Below are 18253 nucleotides of genomic sequence, written 5' to 3'. Positions count from 1 at the left end.
GGTTTAGAGTCATGGCTGAACTCAAGCTGCGCCTACAAGTTGAGGAAAATGCTGAAAGCACCGTCACGGTGGATAAAGAGGAATTTATTATTGGTCGTTTGCCAGAATGCGATCTGTACTTGCCTTATTTTGAAATTTCCCGCTGTCATGCCCGGTTGTTAAATACACCGGATGGCGTGTGGGTAGTCGAAGATATGCATAGCACAAACGGAACGCGGTTAAATGACCGTCTGCTAGCAGCGCCCCAAAGAGTGAATCATGGGGATGTTATTCAGATGGGTCATGTTTTCATCCACGTTCTTTTAGCCAGTTCTCCTCAACAAAAAACTCAACTCAATCCCATCAATGCAGATCCGATCCCCGAAGAAGTGACGATTCTTCGCAATGCCAAAGAACTGCAACAGCAATGGATACAAGCGGATGATGAAGGGAGTAATATTGCGAATCCCCACAAAGCGATCGCTCGGCTGAAAGACTTGGTTGATATCGCTAGATGTCTAAATTCTGCCGAATCGATCGAAGCAATTTTCCAGCAGATACAAGAAATTGTTTTCCGCGATCTCATTAGTATCGATCGGTTGGCATTGTTGATTGATGTCGATTGTTCGGGGGAACTTGAATTACTTCAAGCAGCAGCGAGAGATATTTCTCAGCAGGAAAATCTCGCCGCAGATGGCAGTTGGATTAGCCGCACCATTTGTCAAAAAGTATTTACGGATAAAGTCGCCATTAAAACCGCTGATGCCCAAATGGATGAACGGTTTGAAGGCGAACATAGTATTTTAGCAAAAGGCATTCGTAGCGCTCTAGCGGTTCCTCTGTGGGATGAAAATCAGGTAGTCGGCGTTCTTTATGCCGATGCCCATCTTTCTTTTACCCATTGGAACAAAGGAGGAGATGAAGACCTCAGCTTTTTTTCAGCTTTAGCGAATTTGGTGGCGTCGGCGGTGCAACGTTGGCTGTTAGCAGAGAAACTCAGAAGCGAAGCCAACATTCGACACCGATTAGAACGCTATCACTCTCCTTCAGTTGTGCAGCATATTATGAATGTAGGAGGATTAGAAGGCGGTCGTCTTACCCCCACAGAAGGCGAAATCAGCATTCTCTTTGCCGATATTGTTGGCTTTACTGCGCTTTCGGAACGCTTAACTCCGACAGAAATTGCCGATTTGCTCAATAGTTTCTTTGAGGAGATGCTCAAAGAAGTTTTTGCCGCCAGAGGAACGCTAGATAAATTTATTGGAGATTGCATTATGGCATTTTTTGGCGCTCCAGAACCCCAGCCGGATCATGCCGACCGAGCTTTTGCCGCCGCTTGGGGAATGCTGGAACGTCTGGAGCGTCTGAATGCTCGTAAGTTCTTTCAACAACCGCTGCAATTGCGGATAGCGATTAACAGCGGTAAAGCGGTAGTTGGAGATGTGGGCAGCTCTCAGAGGGTAGACTATACCGTCTTAGGCGCTACGATTAATCTTGCCTCGCGGATGGAAGGAATTTGTCCCCCCGGTGAATGTGTCGTGAGTGAAGCCAGCTATTCTTTGCTCAGTCAACCGAAAGATTTGTTTCCGATGGGAGAGTACCGTTTTAAAGGTATTGACCGACCGATACGGGTTTATCAGACTAAGCGGCAGAGCGTTATCCACGATGGTATTCAGTCGGGTTAGAGATGAGATTAAACCTGGAACCCCATTTCTTGCAATCCTTGGCGGAGTCTAGCGGCTTCCTCTGGGTTGTGTTGCTCGTGAAGGGCGATCGCTTTCCCAAATGCTTCTAAACTTTCGATTACGTTCCCCATTTTCAACAGGGCAACTCCCAGATTTTGATACGCCTCTGCATAGTCTGGGTTCAGTTGAATCGCTTGGCGGTAAGCAGCGATCGCATCCGGCAAACGCCCGATTGCTTTTAATGCCATGCCTAGATTGTACTTTCCGACCGCAAAACTAGGGTCAATTTGTAAGGTCGTTTCATAAGCTTTTTGAGCATTAGTAAAATCCCCAGATGCTATCAACAAGTTGCCTAAATTGTTATAAGCCCCTAGTTTAAGTTTGGGCAGAATTGGTTGTTGAATGGCGACTTGATAGTGTGTTGCTGCTTGTGCAAGATCGTTCACACGAATATAGGCATTGCCCAGATGGTAGTGCAGCTCGTATAAAACAGAAGCGTCAGTCTGTGTTGATTTTAAGCCGCGCTTGAGGATTCCGATTCCCTTACTAATTTTCCCTGTTTCTATATAAAGCGCCCCCAATTTACAACAATCATAGGGATCGTTGGGATGGCTTGCCAGATAGCCTTCCATCGCCGCCTGCGCCCTATCGAATTTGTTTAAAGATGCGATCGCTCCCGGTTGATAGCCATAGTGCAAAATTGCGACATCCGACAGAGAAACAATCTGCCACTGGGGTTCTCGCTGCAACAATTCCGCAACCCTATCATCCACGAGCGAATGGTAAGGACGAGAAAAGCGCACGTCTGGGTGATTGCGAAATAGACGAGAAACTAGGGAATAGGGTGATTGGGATGCTCCAACTTCTTGACGAATCAGGTTGATAACGAGGTTGCGATCGCTTTCCATCGCTTGCTTCATCTGCGGCACAATTTCCGGTGTCAGCACTTCATCCGCATCCAGCACCAGCACCCAATCTCCCTGAACGTACTTCAACGACTCATTCCGCGCTGCTGAAAAGTCATTGCACCATTCAAAGTGATAAACCTTCGCCCCAAATTCTCTGGCAATTTCAACAGTTTTGTCAGTGGAGCCGGTATCCAGCACCACCATTTCATCTACCACATCTTTGACACTATTCAAGCATTGTGGTAAAGACGATTCTTCGTTTTTAACAATCATGCAGAAGCTTAGCTTCATTGGACACCATGAACTGGCTTAAGGGACTCGTGGTTATTTTAAATGCGATCGCATAAAGCTAATTAAACAGTAAAAAAAGAATTCTTTTTTTGCCTGCCCTTCGGTAGATAGGGATCAAAACTTATATATTTTTGATGTGTAACAGCATACAAAATTTCGGCTCCTGGCTAAAAATTGGATTTCCTGCTCTGAACCAACTTGCAAAACGGGAGTTTATAATACATTTGTTCTTCCGAAACAGGGTAGATTTGTATGACCCTTGGTACCTTGAATCACCTAAGCTTGACGGTTAGCGATCGCTCGAAATCGGAACCGTTTTATAACGCAATTTTGGAATTCATGGGCTACCAGCAGGTGGAGAAAAATGATGAGTTTATTATGTGGTGGTCAAAGGATGTCGGGGCAATTTTGATTTATGCTGCGAATCCAGATTCCCCGAACAAACTACACGATCGCTACTCGCCAGGACTACACCATCTTGCCTTTAACGCCGACAGCCGCGAACAGGTAGATAACTTATACAACCTGATTCTTGAACTAGGCGCTACAGTCCTCGATCCGCCAGCCGAATATAACCATTACGCACCGGGCTACTACGCTGTCTTCTTTGCCGATCCCGATGGGATCAAACTGGAATTGGTTCATATGCCCAATCTGCCCTAGATGCTTTTTTGCTCGCTGGATCTTGCGGTTTCTAGGTGCCCTTCTGCCTGATTTACTGACAGCGAGGATGACGCCCTCCTTGGTCGCAAATCAAGCCAATTTGCTTGGCATCTAAATTTTTCACTTGAGAAAAATCGACGCCTTGAACGCGAGCCAAGGATGCGGCATTGGGTGCCTCTTGAATGAATTGATCCGACTGCAAGGGTTTTGGGGCGGCAAAGGTTGCCCCCTTCAAATTAGCTCCTGCGAGATTCGCCCCACGCAGGTCTGCCGCACTCAGATTTGTGTTTTGTAAATTGGCATTTTGCAGCTGAGCCTGAGCGAGATTGGCACCAACCAGTCTGGTGGCACTGAGGTCAGCTTTTTGGAGATCGGCGTTCCGAAAATCTGCTTCTGAAAGGTCTGCTCCTTGCCAGTTGGAGTTCCTCAGCAGCGCAAACAGAAACTTAGCCCCGACAGCGCTAACTTGTCCGAGACGGGCGCTAGAGAGATTGGACTGGGTAAAGTTGGCATTCGCTAAATCTGCACCCGTCAGGCTGGCATTTTCTAAGACGGCTTGACGCAAATCTGCACTGATGAGCTTGGCACTGCTGAGGTTGGCTCCTACGAGTTGAGCATTGGCCAAATTAGCCCGATTCAAGGTGGCACGGATTAGGTTGGTGCGATTCAGGGGGACACGGCTCAAAAAAGCGCCACTGAGGTTCGCTTCTTTGAGGTCGGCTCCATTGAAGTCCGCAATCCGATCGTCAAAGGTGCCCAGACGCCCATCCTCACCGGCACCCAAGAAGCGGCTATTCCGTAAACTGGCACCTGTGAGGGAGGCTCCTTTGAAGAGAATCCCAGAAAGATCAGCTTTGTCTAGAACCAGAGTAAATGGAGCAGGCTCTTGGCGTACCTGTGCGAGGTCGGTGCGACTGAGATCGGCCTTGTGGACTTGAGTGGGGTAGATGCTGAGAATTTTAGCGATCGCGCGTTGAGTGCCCACGAGCCGCCTTGCAATCAACTGTCGCTCTACGAATCCACTTCCTTGCAGCAGCGCTTCGTCCTTTTGCAGGGAAAGATTTAAGCGCTGCAAGTAGGGTAAAGCTTCCGGACCCGTACTGACTAAGGTTTGCCCAATTGTCTCCATCAAAGCAGGTACCCTTTCTTGACCCAGCAAATCTACTAAGAAGGGAATCGCCCGCGAGTCGTCCAACCTTGCCAGCGCCAGAATAGCACTCCGTCGTTCTTCTAATTGGTTAGGGGAAGATTGACTTAACCGCTCGACCAGCGCCAAAAACACTTTGTTATTCTGTTGCTTGGACGAGCGCCAATTTGCCTGACTTTGAATGTACATTTGAGTGCCGACGAAGGTTCCCAAGACAGCACTCATGCAAGAAAAGCCGACAATTATCAGCGTCAGACTGGGGTTTTGGCGCATCCAATCCCAAAGATGCAGCGATCGCTTGGAAGAGGGTTTGGAAGATTGAGAAGTCAGGGCAATGCTTGTGATGGTTTCCCTTGCTCGCTTCGCTGGCTGTTCGGTTCCCGGCAATTGGTTGAACTGAGGAGCATTCCGCGACCGATCGGGTACAAAAGCCCTGGCTCCATCGATGACAAAGGTTCCAGCGATTCTATCGTGCAAGGTGCGACGTTCGGGATTAAACAACGCGATCGCATTTTCCCCCAGCCACATCAAAACTGACAATCCCAGCAAAATCCCCAAATCCGGAAAAGCACCGCTGTAGCGCCAAATCAGATAAGCCGTCGAAAGCGGCAATCCCCACCTGCCGACTCCCTCTCTCCAAATAGCGCGAATCAATCCTGGCGGGTCGCCTGATTCTTGCACAACTTGGACGCCTAGCCAGCGCTTGGGCGAGGTTTGTCCGGTTTTTCCCAATTTATACAGTTGCCAGCCTACGACCAGGACAGGAGCCACCAGCGCCCCGCACCAAAACAAATTGGTGAGTGGAGCAACCCGTTGGTTGCTTGCGCGCCGGGGAATTGCCAACGTTTGAGCGATCGCATCCTCGGTGGTTGCTAGCACTGGGTTGAGAGGAACGGTTTCCTGAGAGACACACGCACCAGCATTCGTACAAAACTTGGCGGCAAGACCGATGCTATAGGGAACTAAAGCACTCGCAAGCACCAGCGAGACTTCCACAATCGTGGCAGCACCCCGTCGGGTACCCAGTGGTAGTCGGTGCATCTGTATCCGCCAAGACGGGCTTTTGCGATTCGAGCTTTTTTTCACGCTTTGGGTAGCCATTCGAGCATTCCACAAATAGCAGTTAGCTGTTCGCTTCTAGCAAATTTTGTCCGGGCAGGCAACCCTTATTTTGCTGGTAAAGATCCGCATTAGTAATGAACCTGCCCTACGTCCTTAGACGACTATACCCGTCCGGAGTCCATAGTCCTCATTGCTACCCAAAAAATTAAGACTTGCTAATCGGGGGACTTGGGGGCAATAAACAGTTTGTACGCCAAATACACTAATCCTGCCAAGATGCCGAGACTAATCAGGGATGCAACTAGATACAAAACGCTTCTGATTAGCCCAAAACCAACCAAAGCCGCGACGGCGACAACAGCAACTTTACCAGCACCAGGAAGCCTTTGAAACCAGTTAGCAATTTTGTTGAACAGAGACTGAATTGATTGAGATTCTTTAGGTTGAACCTGGAGAGGTTTCCCCGGTTCGGTTTCTATCATTGGCGCGGGAGGGTTGCTCTGGTTGATTTGAGCATCTAGTTCTTGGAGTTTACGCTCCCAGTCTTGATTTTCTTGAGGATTCATCTTTTGTTTTTATAGTGAGTGACGAAAATGACGGTTACAAATGAAAAACTGACAGTCAAGCATGTATTGTCTTGGTGATTTAAACAAAAGTTTGTTTTAGCAACACCATGACTTAAAAAAGAAGAAATTTTAGCGCCCTCTCAGATACGTGACACTTTAAGAAAAGGAACACACTCGAAACACCTTTATTTACTTCTGTAGGACACTTATAGTAAGACTTCCTTAAAAAGGCAAGGGGATGACGAAATGAAGATGCTTCGCAAATGGATAGTTATTCCCACAACCTTGGCGTTAATCTTAACAGGCGCTGGGGCGGCTCGTAGTGATGCCCCAGTGTTAGAACTGTCGTCGAAGTTGTCGAACGATCCGGTCGTCCTTAACGGAGCTTCTGGCGGTCAAACAAGTAGTAATTGCGGTTATATCTCCCAAACCCCGAATCAAGTTGTTCGGGTAACGGCAGATCGGATCGATTACTTGCGCCTGAGTATCCAAAGCAGTGGCGAGCCTACGCTTCTGGTTGATGGCCCAGGAGGACGATTCTGCGTGTTGGCAGATAGTGTTTCTGGAGATAAGCCGGAGATTTCAGGAGTTTGGCTTCGGGGGGATTATAACGTTTATGTCGGAGATCGCGCGGGTGGCACCCATCCTTATACTCTATCGATTACTGGACAGACTAAATAATCAGTCATTCGTCAGTCGTAATCAATCAAAAACGAGTGACGAATAACTTGATTTTGTTCTAGTCTTCCAAAGAGCGGGCAGATACCTCAACGGCTTCAACGTCAATCGTTCCGGGAGGCGTCAAACGGTTAAAGTGTCCCTGTTCGATTTTGAGCGACTCGCCACAATTGGGGCACTGGCACTCGGTTCGATTCAAAGCTGTAAATTCATAGCTACAGACGGGACACTGGTCGGCAATGAGGTTGCGTTGCAACCACCAGCGAAAGCCCAGGAAGGCAAGGACTGGTGCGACGAGGATTAAACCTATCAGAATTAGAAAAGATTTTACCAACCAGCCAAGCCCAATCGACCCCAGCAACCAAATGATGAGCAGCAAGGTAAGCCAAGAGCCGACGCCAGAAAGCTTGAATTGAAAGGGATTGGGGCTGTTCTGGTTCACGGCAGTCTCCAACAAAAGCAAGGTAGTATGGACTACTTCCATCCTAAATCAGAATCGATTATGTCTGAGAACAGAGGCAGTTCGGCATTGATTTTTAAGCGTGCCTAATCGCATTCAAACAAGCAGATGTTTTAACTGCTGGGCAAGGGCATCTTTGCCGAACAGGGCGAGACTTTGTTCTCGCAACCACTGAGGATCGCAGCGCTGGTCGTCCCCTTTGAGGATTTCAATACAGGCATTTGCCACGGCTTCTGGATTGCGATGGGGGACGCGCCAGCCTAAACGTCCATCCTGAAGGGGGTCAGCGGAGCCATCATCGTTACCCGATAGCACGGGGATACCACAAGCCATTGCCTCTAAATAGACAATTCCGAAGCCTTCTTGGGAAGGCATGATGTAAGCATCAGCGACGCGGTAATGGTCTACCAGGTCTTCGGTGGGAACGAACCCGGCAAAGACAACCCGGTCGGCAACTCCTAAATCTTTGGCAAGCTGCGCCAGTCGGGGTTGATCGTCGCCGCGACCGATCACCAAATATTTGACTTCTGGGAATACTTGAGCGATCGCAGGGATAGCTCGAATAGTAACGTCTACGCCTTTGTAGATATCGCCCGACCACAGCCGCGCTACAGTCATCAAAACTTTGGCACCGCCAAGATTATACCGTTCGATCAATGCGGGTGGCTTCGGACCTGGAGTAAAGTAATTCCCATCCACCGCACAGGGTAGCATTTGCACTTTCTTGGGGTCTAGGTCATTCACCGCGCAGGCGCGATCGCGGCTATAGCGACTAATTGTCCAAATTCCCTCCGCCTGCTTGAGTGCCCTTCGTTCTTGATTGGCTAAGGGTTCCCAAAATTCTTTTCCGTAAGTCAGCACCGTATAGGGAATCCCCAGCGGCTGACACAGCAGCCTCACCAGGGGTGACAGATTAATATGACCGCAAAAAACATGGTGGGGACGGCGTTGTAACAGACAAGCTAGCAGTGAAGTTGCTAGCCTTAAGCGTCCCTTTTGGGGATTTTGGCTTTTGAGATAATGAAATTTGAGGTTTTTTCCCTCAAAGGGATTTGGGCATCCAACGCCATCTCGTAGCAAAAATACCTCGCCTTTGGCTTGATTTCCCAATGAGGTATAAGACTGCAAAATATCCTTAACGTAGGATTGAATGCCCCCTTCGCATCCAAAAACTTCCAGAAAAATAAATATATGGTTAGCGACTGGTTTAACAGTCGGCTCTAAATAATCTATCTTTTCTCCCACTTCAATATCCATGAATTTTAGGAGTTTTGTTCCATCTGGGCGATGGACGGCACCTCAGCACTTTGTAAACGTTCCAAGTCCTTCAACACCATTTTTTCCAAAAGACCCTCGAAGCTAACTTGCGGTTCCCAGTTGAGTTGGCGCTTGGCTTTCTCTGGATTTGCCACCAGATAGAAATGTTCATCCGATCGCAGAAACTTGGGATCGACAACGACATAACGAGTCCAATCTAGCCCCACACACTCAAAAGCAGTCGCCACCAATTCCCGAACGCTGTGTAACTGACCCGTCCCAATCACGTAGTCTTCTGGTTCATCTGCCTGCAACATCCGCCACATTGCTTCCACATGATCGCCAGCATAACCCCAGTCGCGTTTGGCGTCCAGGTTGCCCATTTCCAGGCGATCGCTTAACCCCAATTTAATCGATGCTGCCGCTAAAGACACCTTCCGCGTGACAAAATTTGGAGGTCGTCTCGATGACTCGTGGTTGTATAAAATACCGCTACAGGCAAACCAACCGTAGCGCTGTCGGTGATGTACCATCGTCCAATGGGCGTGCAACTTTGCCGCTGCGTAAGGGTTCATCGGACGAAAAGGTGTATTCTCATCTTGAGGCGACCGATCCACCTGCCCAAACATCTCGGAACTGCTGGCTTGATAAAACCGCGTGTTCAATCCAGCCAGACGCACTGCATCTAACAGCCTGGTCGCCGTACCCGTTACCAAGTCCAGCGTTCCCAGCGGGTCTTGCCACGAATCTGGGACGAAACTGGGAGCGGCTAAATTATAAATTTCTTGGGGCTGTAGTTGTTCCACTACTTCCAACAGAGTTGCGCTATCCCTCATGTCAACCGCACAAACCTCAATTTGGCTGGCGAGGGAACCCAGTTTAGCCAGACTGGATTGGCGGTGCAGCGGTACCAACCCAGCCACCCGATAACCCCGTTCCAAAAGTAAACGGCTGAGATAGTAGCCGTCTTGCCCGGTGATTCCTGTAATTAGCGCTGTCTTTGCCATGAGTTGAGTTTAACCACTTAATGTTGCGTTGGGGCTGGAGTTTGGTTCAGGCAGCTACATCCTATGTTCTTTTATACTTTGCTTTTTCGGAAGCGACCAGATAATACTTAACGCCCGTAGATGCTTCAAAAGCAGCACAAAAGCACTGCTTTTGAAACCCACAGGCGTCAAGGATAACAAATGATTGTCTTAAAACAGACCCAATGTCAGAGATTTGTCAATGGGGAAGGTGGCACCAATACCCAACCAGAGGGTAAAGAAAGTTCCGAACAGGAAAACCGCCGTGGCGACTGGGCGACGGAAGGGATTTTGGAATTTGTTAACGTTCTCAATGAAGGGAACGAGAATCAAGCCCAAAGGAATCCCTGCCATGCAGGCGATACCCAGCAGTTTATTGGGTAGAATCCGCAGAATTTGGAAAACAGGCCAGAAGTACCATTCTGGGAGAATTTCCAGAGGGGTAGCAAAGGGGTTTGCCGGTTCGCCAATCATCGCTGGGTCAAGCACAGCCAGACCCGTACACAGTGCAATCGTCCCCATAATTACTACAGGGAAAATGTAGAGTAGGTCGTTGGGCCAAGCGGGTTCGCCATAGTAGTTATGACCCATGCCTTTGGCAAGTTTTTCACGTAACTGCGGATCGGTTAGATCCGGCTTTTTTTGGGTTCCCATTGTTGTATGTGTTCTCCTATGCGTTTTGAAAGCTTTGAGCTAAGCAAGAGGCAAAGTGGTCAGGGGGTAATAGAGGGATAGATAATGCAGGGAAGAAAAATGACTTTCCCACTTTCTCTCCTCTCCCCATTGGGCGCTGGACAGGGGCTGGATATCTCCTGCCCTGCTGTAGGGACGGAGATATCCCGTCTCTACAGCACTCAGTACTCTTTACAATGGGCCAGAGATGCCTTGCTTGCGAATCATCAAGAAGTGTAGCAACATGAAGACGGCAATCAGCCAGGGCAGCACAAAGGTATGCAGGCTGTAGAAGCGTGTCAGAGTGGCTTGTCCAACGCTGGTACTTCCGCGCATCAGCTCGACGATTTGATCGCCGACCAAGGGAATCGCAGCAGGGACGCCAGAGACAATCTTAACGGCCCAGTAACCAACCTGATCCCAAGGAAGTGAATAGCCGGTGACGCCGAAAGAAACGGTGATCACAGCCAGAGTGACACCCGTTACCCAGGTCAACTCGCGGGGCTTTTTGAAACCGCCGGTGAGGTAAACCCGAAAGGTGTGCAAAATCATCATCAGCACCATCATGCTGGCAGACCAGCGGTGGATGGAGCGAATCAGCCAACCGAAGTTGACGTCCGTCATCAGGTACTGGATGGAGGAAAAAGCCTCGGTGACGGTCGGCTTGTAGTAAAACGTCATGGCGAATCCAGTGGCAAACTGGATCAAAAAGCAAGTCAGTGTAATTCCACCCAGGCAGTAGAAGATATTTACGTGGGGAGGCACATACTTGCTGCTGACGTCATCGGCAAGCGCCTGAATCTCCAGACGCTCCTCAAACCAGTTGTAGGCTTTTGAATCAGTTACCTGCTTAGAAAACATGAACCCAGAGTTCCTAAAAATTTATTGCTGTTTTTGACACGAGCCAACCCCATGAGACAGTTTTCCGCTCTTTTCGGGGGCATGAAGCTGCAATGGGGATCGGTAGACACCGCGATAGAGAGAAGTCTAGGCGTAGCCTCTACAAAAAATGTAACATAGCCCGAAAGGGGGATTCTGTGTCATGCACAAACGAGTGTTAAGGGTTGTATTCGTACTAATCATACAAACTATCTTTACGTTAAGTTGGTGGACTTCGCCAGCGATCGCTTTAACGGAGGAACAGCAGCTTTTATCGGAAGCATGGCGAATTGTCAACTATGCTTACGTGGATGACAGTTTCAATCAACAAAACTGGTGGATGGCTCGTCAGAAGGCGATCAAGCAGCCTCTGTCTAATCGTGAGGCGACTTACACGGCAATTCAAAATATGCTCAAAACTCTGGAAGATCCGTTCACGCGGTTTTTAAAACCCGACCAGTACCGAAGTTTACAGGTGAATACTTCCGGAGAGCTTCAAGGGGTGGGACTGCAAATTGCTCTTGATGCCGAGACGGGCGAGTTGCAAGTGGTGGCACCGATTGACGGTTCGCCTGCTGCGAAGGCGGGAATCCGATCGCGCGATCGCATCCTGGAAATTGATGGCATCCAGAGTGCCCAACTGACCCTCGATGAAGCCGCCGCGAGGATGCGGGGCGCTGCGGGCACAGAGGTAAGGCTCCTGATGCAACGGGAGACAAAAACGCCTGAAGAAATTACGCTAGTGCGATCGCGAATTGCCCTCAACCCCGTTTATGCAGTCTTAGATTCCAGCAGTTCTCGCCTCCCGGTGGGTTACATTCGCCTGAGTCAGTTTAGTGCCAATGCCCCAACTGAGCTGGCGAATGCCGTCACCAAGTTGGAGAAACAAGGGGCACAAGCTTATCTGCTCGATTTGAGAAATAATCCAGGAGGGCTTTTGCAGGCAGGCATTGAGATTGCGCGGATGTGGTTGGATGAAGGCACGATTGTCTATACGGTCAACCGACAAGGCATTCTGGGCAGTTTTGAGGCGTCTGCACCAGCTCTTACCCACGCTCCTCTCGTTGTTTTAGTGAATCAGGGAAGCGCCAGTGCTAGCGAGATTCTGGCTGGGGCACTTCAAGACAATGGTCGTGCCCAATTGGTAGGCGCTCGAACTTTTGGCAAAGGCCTAATTCAATCTTTGTTTGACCTCTCAGATGGGTCAGGATTGGCAGTAACGGTTGCCAAGTACGAAACGCCAAACCATCACGATATCAACAAGCTTGGCATTACGCCAGATCGGGAAGTGCCTCTGGAGCCAATTACGCTTGACCAGGTGGGTACGGAAGCAGACCAGCAATACAAAACGGCGTTGGAGGTGTTAACCGCTAATGCGGTCGTTGCGGATGCGGCTTGATTCAGGAGTCAGGGCTGAGGGCTGAGGACTGAGGACTGAGGGCTGAGGAGTTAGGACTGAGGACTGAGGGCTGAGGGCTGAGGAGTTAGGAGTTAGGACTGAGGAGTTAGGAGTTAGGACTGAGGAACTGAAGAGGCACAGGTGCTTCAGGGGCAGATGGATTGAGAGAATTCTTGCTTAGTGCTTGGTCCGTGCTTGGCACCGAACACAACGACTATAAACATTAACGGATATCGCCTAACGGCTGATAATAACAGCCTTCAGTTTTTTTATTTCTGTTGTGAGTAATACCAAAATCGCAAAAAAAGAAAATCTAGATAAAACTTAATAGTGCATTTACCGAAGCGAGTGCAGTAAGTTTGATTCCACAATGAAAGAGCAGTGTAAATTGGGAATCAAGCAATGCTCGGCTTGAGTGGAAATAGATTCTAGAAAAATCTGAGGCTGAGTGGGTTTTAACTGCGATCGCACGGGCCCATGCGATTGCTTAATTTTTAAGGCACGCCTACCACTGGTGAGAGTTTTTACCCCTAAATATAGCGATCGCGCTCATGGTTTTCCTGGCAAACGATCTTAGATACTCTATCAGTCGGTCAACAGTTTTATCTGTTGCCCACTCATTGCTGAAGTTTTTAGCTTCACAACCAGATTCCAGAGTGGTACTCATCGCCGGGGGTAAGTCTGACTTTACTCCGAGCGACCTGTGCCCGGAGAGACAATCAAAAGGAGCGCGGTGCGGGTATGCATCCCCAGAAGCAGGTGCTTTGGGCTTGCCGGAGCTACTGACCCCGCCCAACTGTTTTTTGAATCTGGCAATGGGGAAGCCATCAGCAACCCATTGCGAGAATAAATGTGAGAATCAACACAGATGGTTGCCTTGTTCGTTGAAGCTGCGGAAGTTAACTCGAACCCTTAGCTCAACTCCAGAGACTCAAAGCAAGGTGCCCTCGTTGGTAATTTTGGGACTGGGCGATCGCTTCAATGTGATGTTGCACAGCTACAAAACCACTGAGAATTCTGAACTAAACGCCAATCCTTACGAGCTGTGTTTTGGCTTCGATCCGGCGATTGTGGGCAGTATTTGCGCCGAAATTTCTCGCGGGTTGCACTTAACCCCAGAAATCTCCCCTCTTTTCGAGCGAGCCATTGCCGATTGGTTCCCTCAACCCAATCTCCCAGCTTTGCAGAGCGAATTCACATCAACGCTGGTGAGTGCTATCTTAACCAGTCAAATTAGCACTCAGACTCCAGAAAAAGCAGATACAAATGCTTGTAGCAGTGCTGGGGCGAGTTTAATCGGCAATCCTACAACCGACATTCAGATTAAAACCGCCTTGTTGAGGGAGCCGGGAATCCAGGCGCACCTTGTCCAACCCCCCATTCCCCAGGCTGTAGTGCCGAGTTGGCAACAGCCAGAAAAGTTACTCCAAGAACTGCTACGAATTAGCTGGTCAAGCCAGGGAGCGCAGGTAATTTTGCAGCGTTCGGCGGTGTTGATTCAAGAGACTTTTGGGGTTAGTCGGTGTTTAATTGCGTTCTATAGCGCCAAAGATGAGCGTACCTTGTGGAGTGCGATCGCCCACGATTCATCTATCCCCCTTTCGGCTCGGCAAACTCACGATCCTGAATGGGCAAACATCGAACAGTGCCTTCTCAAACATCATCAGGGCAATCCTTGGGCAACTGAGCGAAACATTGGCTCAACGGCTGCCGAATCTATCTTTTTGACCTGGTTGCATACACACCCGCAGAAAATCGAGCCGCGAGAGATGGCATCTCTACACGGTGCGTCTGGACTGGTTGGTTTGCTACTGCTTGAGCAATGGGATGAGAAGCGGGAGTGGCAACCGGGAGAGCGGCAATTACTGCATCTGGCGCTGCAATTGGTAGAGCGAGGACACAACCTGGCGACGCTTTACCAGCAAGCGGAGGAACGAATTACTCATGCGGCGCTATTAAATCGGCTGGTTGCCCAAATCCGGGCTTCTTTAGAACTGTCCCATATCTTTGAAACGGTGACGCTGGAACTGGGTCATCTTTTGGTGGCAGATCGATGTTTGATTTTTCAGTATTTAGAGGAACAGCAGTGTTGGAAGCCGCTGACTGAATATCGCGCTCATGCTGATATCCTCACAGCCATGAACTTGATCGTTCCCGATCAAAAAAACTGTTGTTCCAGAACGCTGCGAAATCTACAGGTTGTCCAGGTGAGCGATACGCGCTTAGTGGATGACCCGATGAATCGCTCTTTGGCGGCAAAATATCCGGGCGCTTGGTTAATGGTGCCAATTCACCGACAGCAAAAGATTTGGGGCTGCTTAACCTTCGCTCAGGATCAATTTCCCCGTTACTGGCACGAGTCGGAGTTAAGATTTATCACGACCGTTGCCGACCAACTAGCGATCGCTATCTACCAAGCAACCCTTTACCAACAAATTCAGGCGCAAAACCAAACCCTAGAAGCCTTGGTACGAGAACGCACCGCTGAGCTGGAAAGTTTCTTTGATGCTCACCCAGACTACATTTTTGTGGTCGAGCGCGAGAATCTCCGTCTGCGCTTTTGCAATCATGCTTTTGCTCAAAGGATGGGGTTTGACAACCGATATGCCGTTCAGGATCGGTCGATTCTAGAATGCTTCCCGCCTCTGATTGCTAAGTCGTTTGCCAAACAAAATTTGCGGGTTTTTGAATCGGGAGAAACGCTACACGAACAGGAAACCCTAGTTTTCCCAGATGGGATTCACCACTTCGACACTTCCAGAGTGCCGTTGAAGCACTCTAATGGTGAGGTTTATGCTTGCTTGGGGACTTTCCGTGAAATTACGGAGCTAGTGGAGACGAAGCAGGCGCTATCTCTGAGAACCGAGCAGTTGCAAGATGCCTTGACTGCTGCGAATGCAGCTTCTCAGGCGAAAACTGAGTTTCTAGCAACCATGAGTCATGAATTGCGGACACCGCTCACATCTGTGATTGGGATGTCCTCCGCTTTAATGCAACCGTATTTTGGCGAACTGAGCGGAAAACAGAAAGAATATCTCAAGATTATTCACAATAGCGGACAGCACCTGTTGCAGCTGATTAACGATATTCTCGATTTATCTAAGATTGAATCCGGTAAGGCGTCTTTAACCCTCAGTCAGTTTTCTCTGCGTCAGGTAGGGATTGAAAGTTTGGAACTGCTGCAAGAAAAGGCTCAAGTCCAACAGGTGAAGCTAACAGGGGATTTCGCTGAGTTGCCTCCCGCCGATGAATTTTGGGGGGATGAACGGCGCGTGCGGCAAATCTTGCTGAATCTACTCTCGAATGCGGTAAAGTTCACACCACCAGGGGGTGAGGTATGGCTGCGGATGCAGTGTGAAAGTAACCAGGCGATGATTGAGGTGGCAGACACGGGAATTGGGATTCCGATGGAGAAACAGCATCTTTTGTTTGAGGCGTTTCAACAAATTGATAGCTCTCTGCATCGGCAGCACGAAGGGACTGGGTTGGGATTGGCTTTAACTCGCCAGTTGGTGGAGATGCATGGCGGCACGATTAGCTTCCATTCAGAGGTAGATGCGGGAACGGTATTCGTGGTTTATCTTCTAGCCCAAAATCCAAAGTGAAGGGGTGAGAGAGAATCGGTCGCAAAGAATCAATAAAATCTAGCGACATCTAGCGACTCTCGACTTTGTTTTCGGCAAACCTTCAAAACAATCGGTCGGGATATCCCCTGGGTTTTCTACAATGGAATGGGGTGTTCCATCCGATGTGTCCCGATTGGGTGGAGATGCACAAATGGTGTTAAGGATGGTGTCAAGGATAGCCCGTTAAAGTTTTACGTGCTGGATGCGGCTGTTCCTTCGAGGGGTTATAAGTCGGGATGGTGGCGCTGTATTCTGGAGAATCTGCTTGCACTTTGCTCTTTTAAGCAATTGGCTGGCACGTTAATTGCCAATCTGGAATGGCTAATTGCTAGCCAGTTAATTCTCCTGTAGACCAATTCAGATTTAGATCATGGAACTCTGGTTGCTCCTACTGTTACTAGGACTGTTTACTTACTTCATCGTGAAGCGCAGTGTTGCCAGCATCACCCGAACCCCAATCTGGCTTTTGTGGATGGTGATGATGACACCGGCATTCATTTGGAGTGCCTGGATTTTGGTCTACGGTGAAGATAAGCGAATGCCGCCAGCTTTGGAGATTGCCCCGTTTATCATTTGCCCGATATTGTACTGGCTGCTGATTCAGTGGGGGCGTCGAGATTTTACCCCGCCGCCAAAACCGCAAGAAATGGTGGCGGAACAAGCTCAGAATCCATCTGAGGTACAGCCTGTTTCTGCTAGCGACGCAGGAAGTACTGTCCGTCCGATTGATAAAACGGAAGAAACGAATCTTCGCAATTGCTTTCCCTGGTCTATCTATTACCTCCAGAACATCGATTACCGACCCCAAGCGGTAATTTGTCGCGGCAAGTTGCGAACGAATCCGGAGGTGGCGTACCAGACAATTCGGGAGAATATTGAGAAATTATTTGGCGATCGCTTCTTTGTTGTCTTTCAAGAAGGTTTGAATGGGAGTCCGTTCTTCGCACTGGTTCCCAATCCCCAAGCTCACTCGCAGGCACAGCAGCAAACCGAACCTTTAAAACGACCGGCTTTAGCCTTAGGGCTGCTGCTTGTAACTTTGTTTACCACTACTTTAGTTGGGGTGGAAATTTCAGAAGTTTCTAACGCCGCACTGCAATCTAACCCAGCTTTGCTGTTAAAAGGACTGCCCTATGCTTTGGCATTGGTGGCTATCTTAGGCATCCACGAACTCGGTCATTACCTGAGTGCCCAATATTACAAAATTCGCACCACGCTGCCTTACTTTATCCCCGTTCCTTTTTTCTTGGGCACATTTGGAGCGTTCATTGGGCGGCGATCGCCCGTACCCAGTCGCAAAGCGTTATTCGATTTGGGCATTGCTAGTTCCGTCGCTGGTTTTTTGGTGACGTTACCGCTATTGTTTTGGGGATTAGCCCACTCGGATGTGGTTGCTGTGTCGGAGCAGTCGAGTATCTTAAACTTCACTTCTTTGAATCCCCGGTTTTCCCTGTTATTAACTTTGCTAAGTAAATGGGCTCTGGGATCTGAACTGACAGCAAACATGGCAATCAAGCTTCACCCAGTGGGAGTGGCGGCTTATATCGGTTTTATCTGGACAGCGTTTAAGTTGATGCCGGTAGGACATCTGGATGGCGGTCACATTGTCCATGCCATGTTTGGACAACGAAATGGGGCGATGATTGGTCAAATTAGCAGACTGTTGATGCTGGGATTGTCTTTAGTTCAGCCAGATTTGTTTATTTGGGCAATATTCTTATTCTTGATGCCAGTTTCTGATGAACCGGCGCTGAATGATGTGAGCGAACTTGACAACAAGCGCGATCTCTGGGGATTGTTAGTTTTGGCGCTTTTAGTGAGCATTCTATTGCCAGTGCCAGGAAATCTCGCGCAGTTGTTGAAGGTTTGATTCAAATAATTGAGTAAACGGTAATTGGTAATTGGTAAAAATTTTTAAGGGAGACGCGATGAATCGTGTCTGAGTTATGAGTTGTG

The 18253-nt window shown here is 48.9% G+C and carries 15 protein-coding genes; 7 read left to right on the top strand and 8 right to left on the bottom strand.

Features of this window, described 5'->3' with window-relative positions; translation table 11 throughout:
- Window positions 1-11 precede the first annotated feature (11 nt).
- Complete coding sequence (locus NDA06_RS03785) at window positions 12-1664, top strand: adenylate/guanylate cyclase domain-containing protein (protein ID WP_190689045.1); 1653 nt, start codon at window positions 12-14, stop codon at window positions 1662-1664.
- Window positions 1665-1672: 8 nt separating this feature from the next.
- Here NDA06_RS03785 and NDA06_RS03780 read toward each other — a convergent pair whose 3' ends face one another.
- The gene (locus NDA06_RS03780; RefSeq protein ID WP_199324157.1) at window positions 1673-2863 is read right to left on the bottom strand and encodes a glycosyltransferase; all 1191 of its coding nucleotides are present in this window, start codon (window positions 2861-2863) and stop codon (window positions 1673-1675) included.
- A 252-nt stretch (window positions 2864-3115) separates the two neighbouring features.
- On the opposite strand from NDA06_RS03780, the gene NDA06_RS03775 reads away from it, so the two are divergent.
- The gene (locus NDA06_RS03775; RefSeq protein ID WP_190986392.1) at window positions 3116-3526 is read left to right on the top strand and encodes a VOC family protein; all 411 of its coding nucleotides are present in this window, start codon (window positions 3116-3118) and stop codon (window positions 3524-3526) included.
- Between the two features lie 52 nt (window positions 3527-3578).
- Here NDA06_RS03775 and NDA06_RS03770 read toward each other — a convergent pair whose 3' ends face one another.
- Window positions 3579-5774, bottom strand: coding sequence for a pentapeptide repeat-containing protein (locus tag NDA06_RS03770; protein WP_190986391.1), 2196 nt, complete (start codon window positions 5772-5774; stop codon window positions 3579-3581).
- A gap of 176 nt (window positions 5775-5950) precedes the next feature.
- Window positions 5951-6301 (bottom strand): hypothetical protein, encoded by a 351-nt coding sequence (locus NDA06_RS03765; protein WP_190986390.1) that lies wholly within the window; start codon window positions 6299-6301, stop codon window positions 5951-5953.
- Between the two features lie 246 nt (window positions 6302-6547).
- On the opposite strand from NDA06_RS03765, the gene NDA06_RS03760 reads away from it, so the two are divergent.
- Window positions 6548-6982: a hypothetical protein gene (locus tag NDA06_RS03760; RefSeq protein WP_190526312.1), complete on the top strand. Its 435-nt coding sequence runs from the start codon at window positions 6548-6550 to the stop codon at window positions 6980-6982.
- Window positions 6983-7040: 58 nt separating this feature from the next.
- Here the strand turns inward: NDA06_RS03760 and NDA06_RS03755 are convergent, their stop codons facing one another.
- The 5 genes from NDA06_RS03755 to petB form a co-directional block, all read right to left on the bottom strand.
- Window positions 7041-7421, bottom strand: a complete 381-nt coding sequence (locus tag NDA06_RS03755) for a hypothetical protein (RefSeq protein WP_190986389.1) — start codon at window positions 7419-7421, stop codon at window positions 7041-7043.
- A gap of 114 nt (window positions 7422-7535) precedes the next feature.
- Entirely contained in the window at window positions 7536-8696 is a 1161-nt protein-coding gene (locus NDA06_RS03750; protein ID WP_190986388.1) for a glycosyltransferase family 4 protein, read from the bottom strand.
- Between the two features lie 5 nt (window positions 8697-8701).
- Window positions 8702-9703, bottom strand: a complete 1002-nt coding sequence (locus tag NDA06_RS03745) for a GDP-mannose 4,6-dehydratase (protein WP_190414391.1) — start codon at window positions 9701-9703, stop codon at window positions 8702-8704.
- Between the two features lie 189 nt (window positions 9704-9892).
- Window positions 9893-10375 carry a cytochrome b6-f complex subunit IV gene (gene petD, locus NDA06_RS03740; RefSeq protein ID WP_190414392.1) on the bottom strand — a complete coding sequence of 161 codons (483 nt, stop codon included), beginning with the start codon at window positions 10373-10375 and terminating at the stop codon, window positions 9893-9895.
- Between the two features lie 210 nt (window positions 10376-10585).
- The gene (gene petB, locus NDA06_RS03735) at window positions 10586-11254 is read right to left on the bottom strand and encodes a cytochrome b6 (RefSeq protein WP_190414393.1); all 669 of its coding nucleotides are present in this window, start codon (window positions 11252-11254) and stop codon (window positions 10586-10588) included.
- A gap of 181 nt (window positions 11255-11435) precedes the next feature.
- On the opposite strand from petB, the gene ctpA reads away from it, so the two are divergent.
- The 4 genes from ctpA (at window position 11436) to NDA06_RS03715 (ending at window position 18167) form a co-directional block, all read left to right on the top strand.
- Complete coding sequence (gene ctpA / locus NDA06_RS03730; protein ID WP_190414394.1) at window positions 11436-12671, top strand: carboxyl-terminal processing protease CtpA; 1236 nt, start codon at window positions 11436-11438, stop codon at window positions 12669-12671.
- Between the two features lie 656 nt (window positions 12672-13327).
- Window positions 13328-16276: an ATP-binding protein gene (locus tag NDA06_RS03725; RefSeq protein WP_190676464.1), complete on the top strand. Its 2949-nt coding sequence runs from the start codon at window positions 13328-13330 to the stop codon at window positions 16274-16276.
- Window positions 16277-16402: 126 nt separating this feature from the next.
- Window positions 16403-16648, top strand: coding sequence for a hypothetical protein (locus NDA06_RS03720; protein WP_190430664.1), 246 nt, complete (start codon window positions 16403-16405; stop codon window positions 16646-16648).
- A gap of 19 nt (window positions 16649-16667) precedes the next feature.
- Complete coding sequence (locus tag NDA06_RS03715) at window positions 16668-18167, top strand: site-2 protease family protein (RefSeq protein ID WP_190430663.1); 1500 nt, start codon at window positions 16668-16670, stop codon at window positions 18165-18167.
- Window positions 18168-18253 lie beyond the last annotated feature (86 nt).

Origin of the sequence: Trichocoleus sp. ST-U1 (assembly GCF_039961835.1) — a bacterium.
Taxonomy (GTDB): Bacteria; Cyanobacteriota; Cyanobacteriia; order Cyanobacteriales; family FACHB-T130; genus FACHB-T130.
The sequence above is the reverse complement of the archived record's forward strand: the minus strand, read 5'-3'. Positions and strand labels throughout refer to the sequence as shown.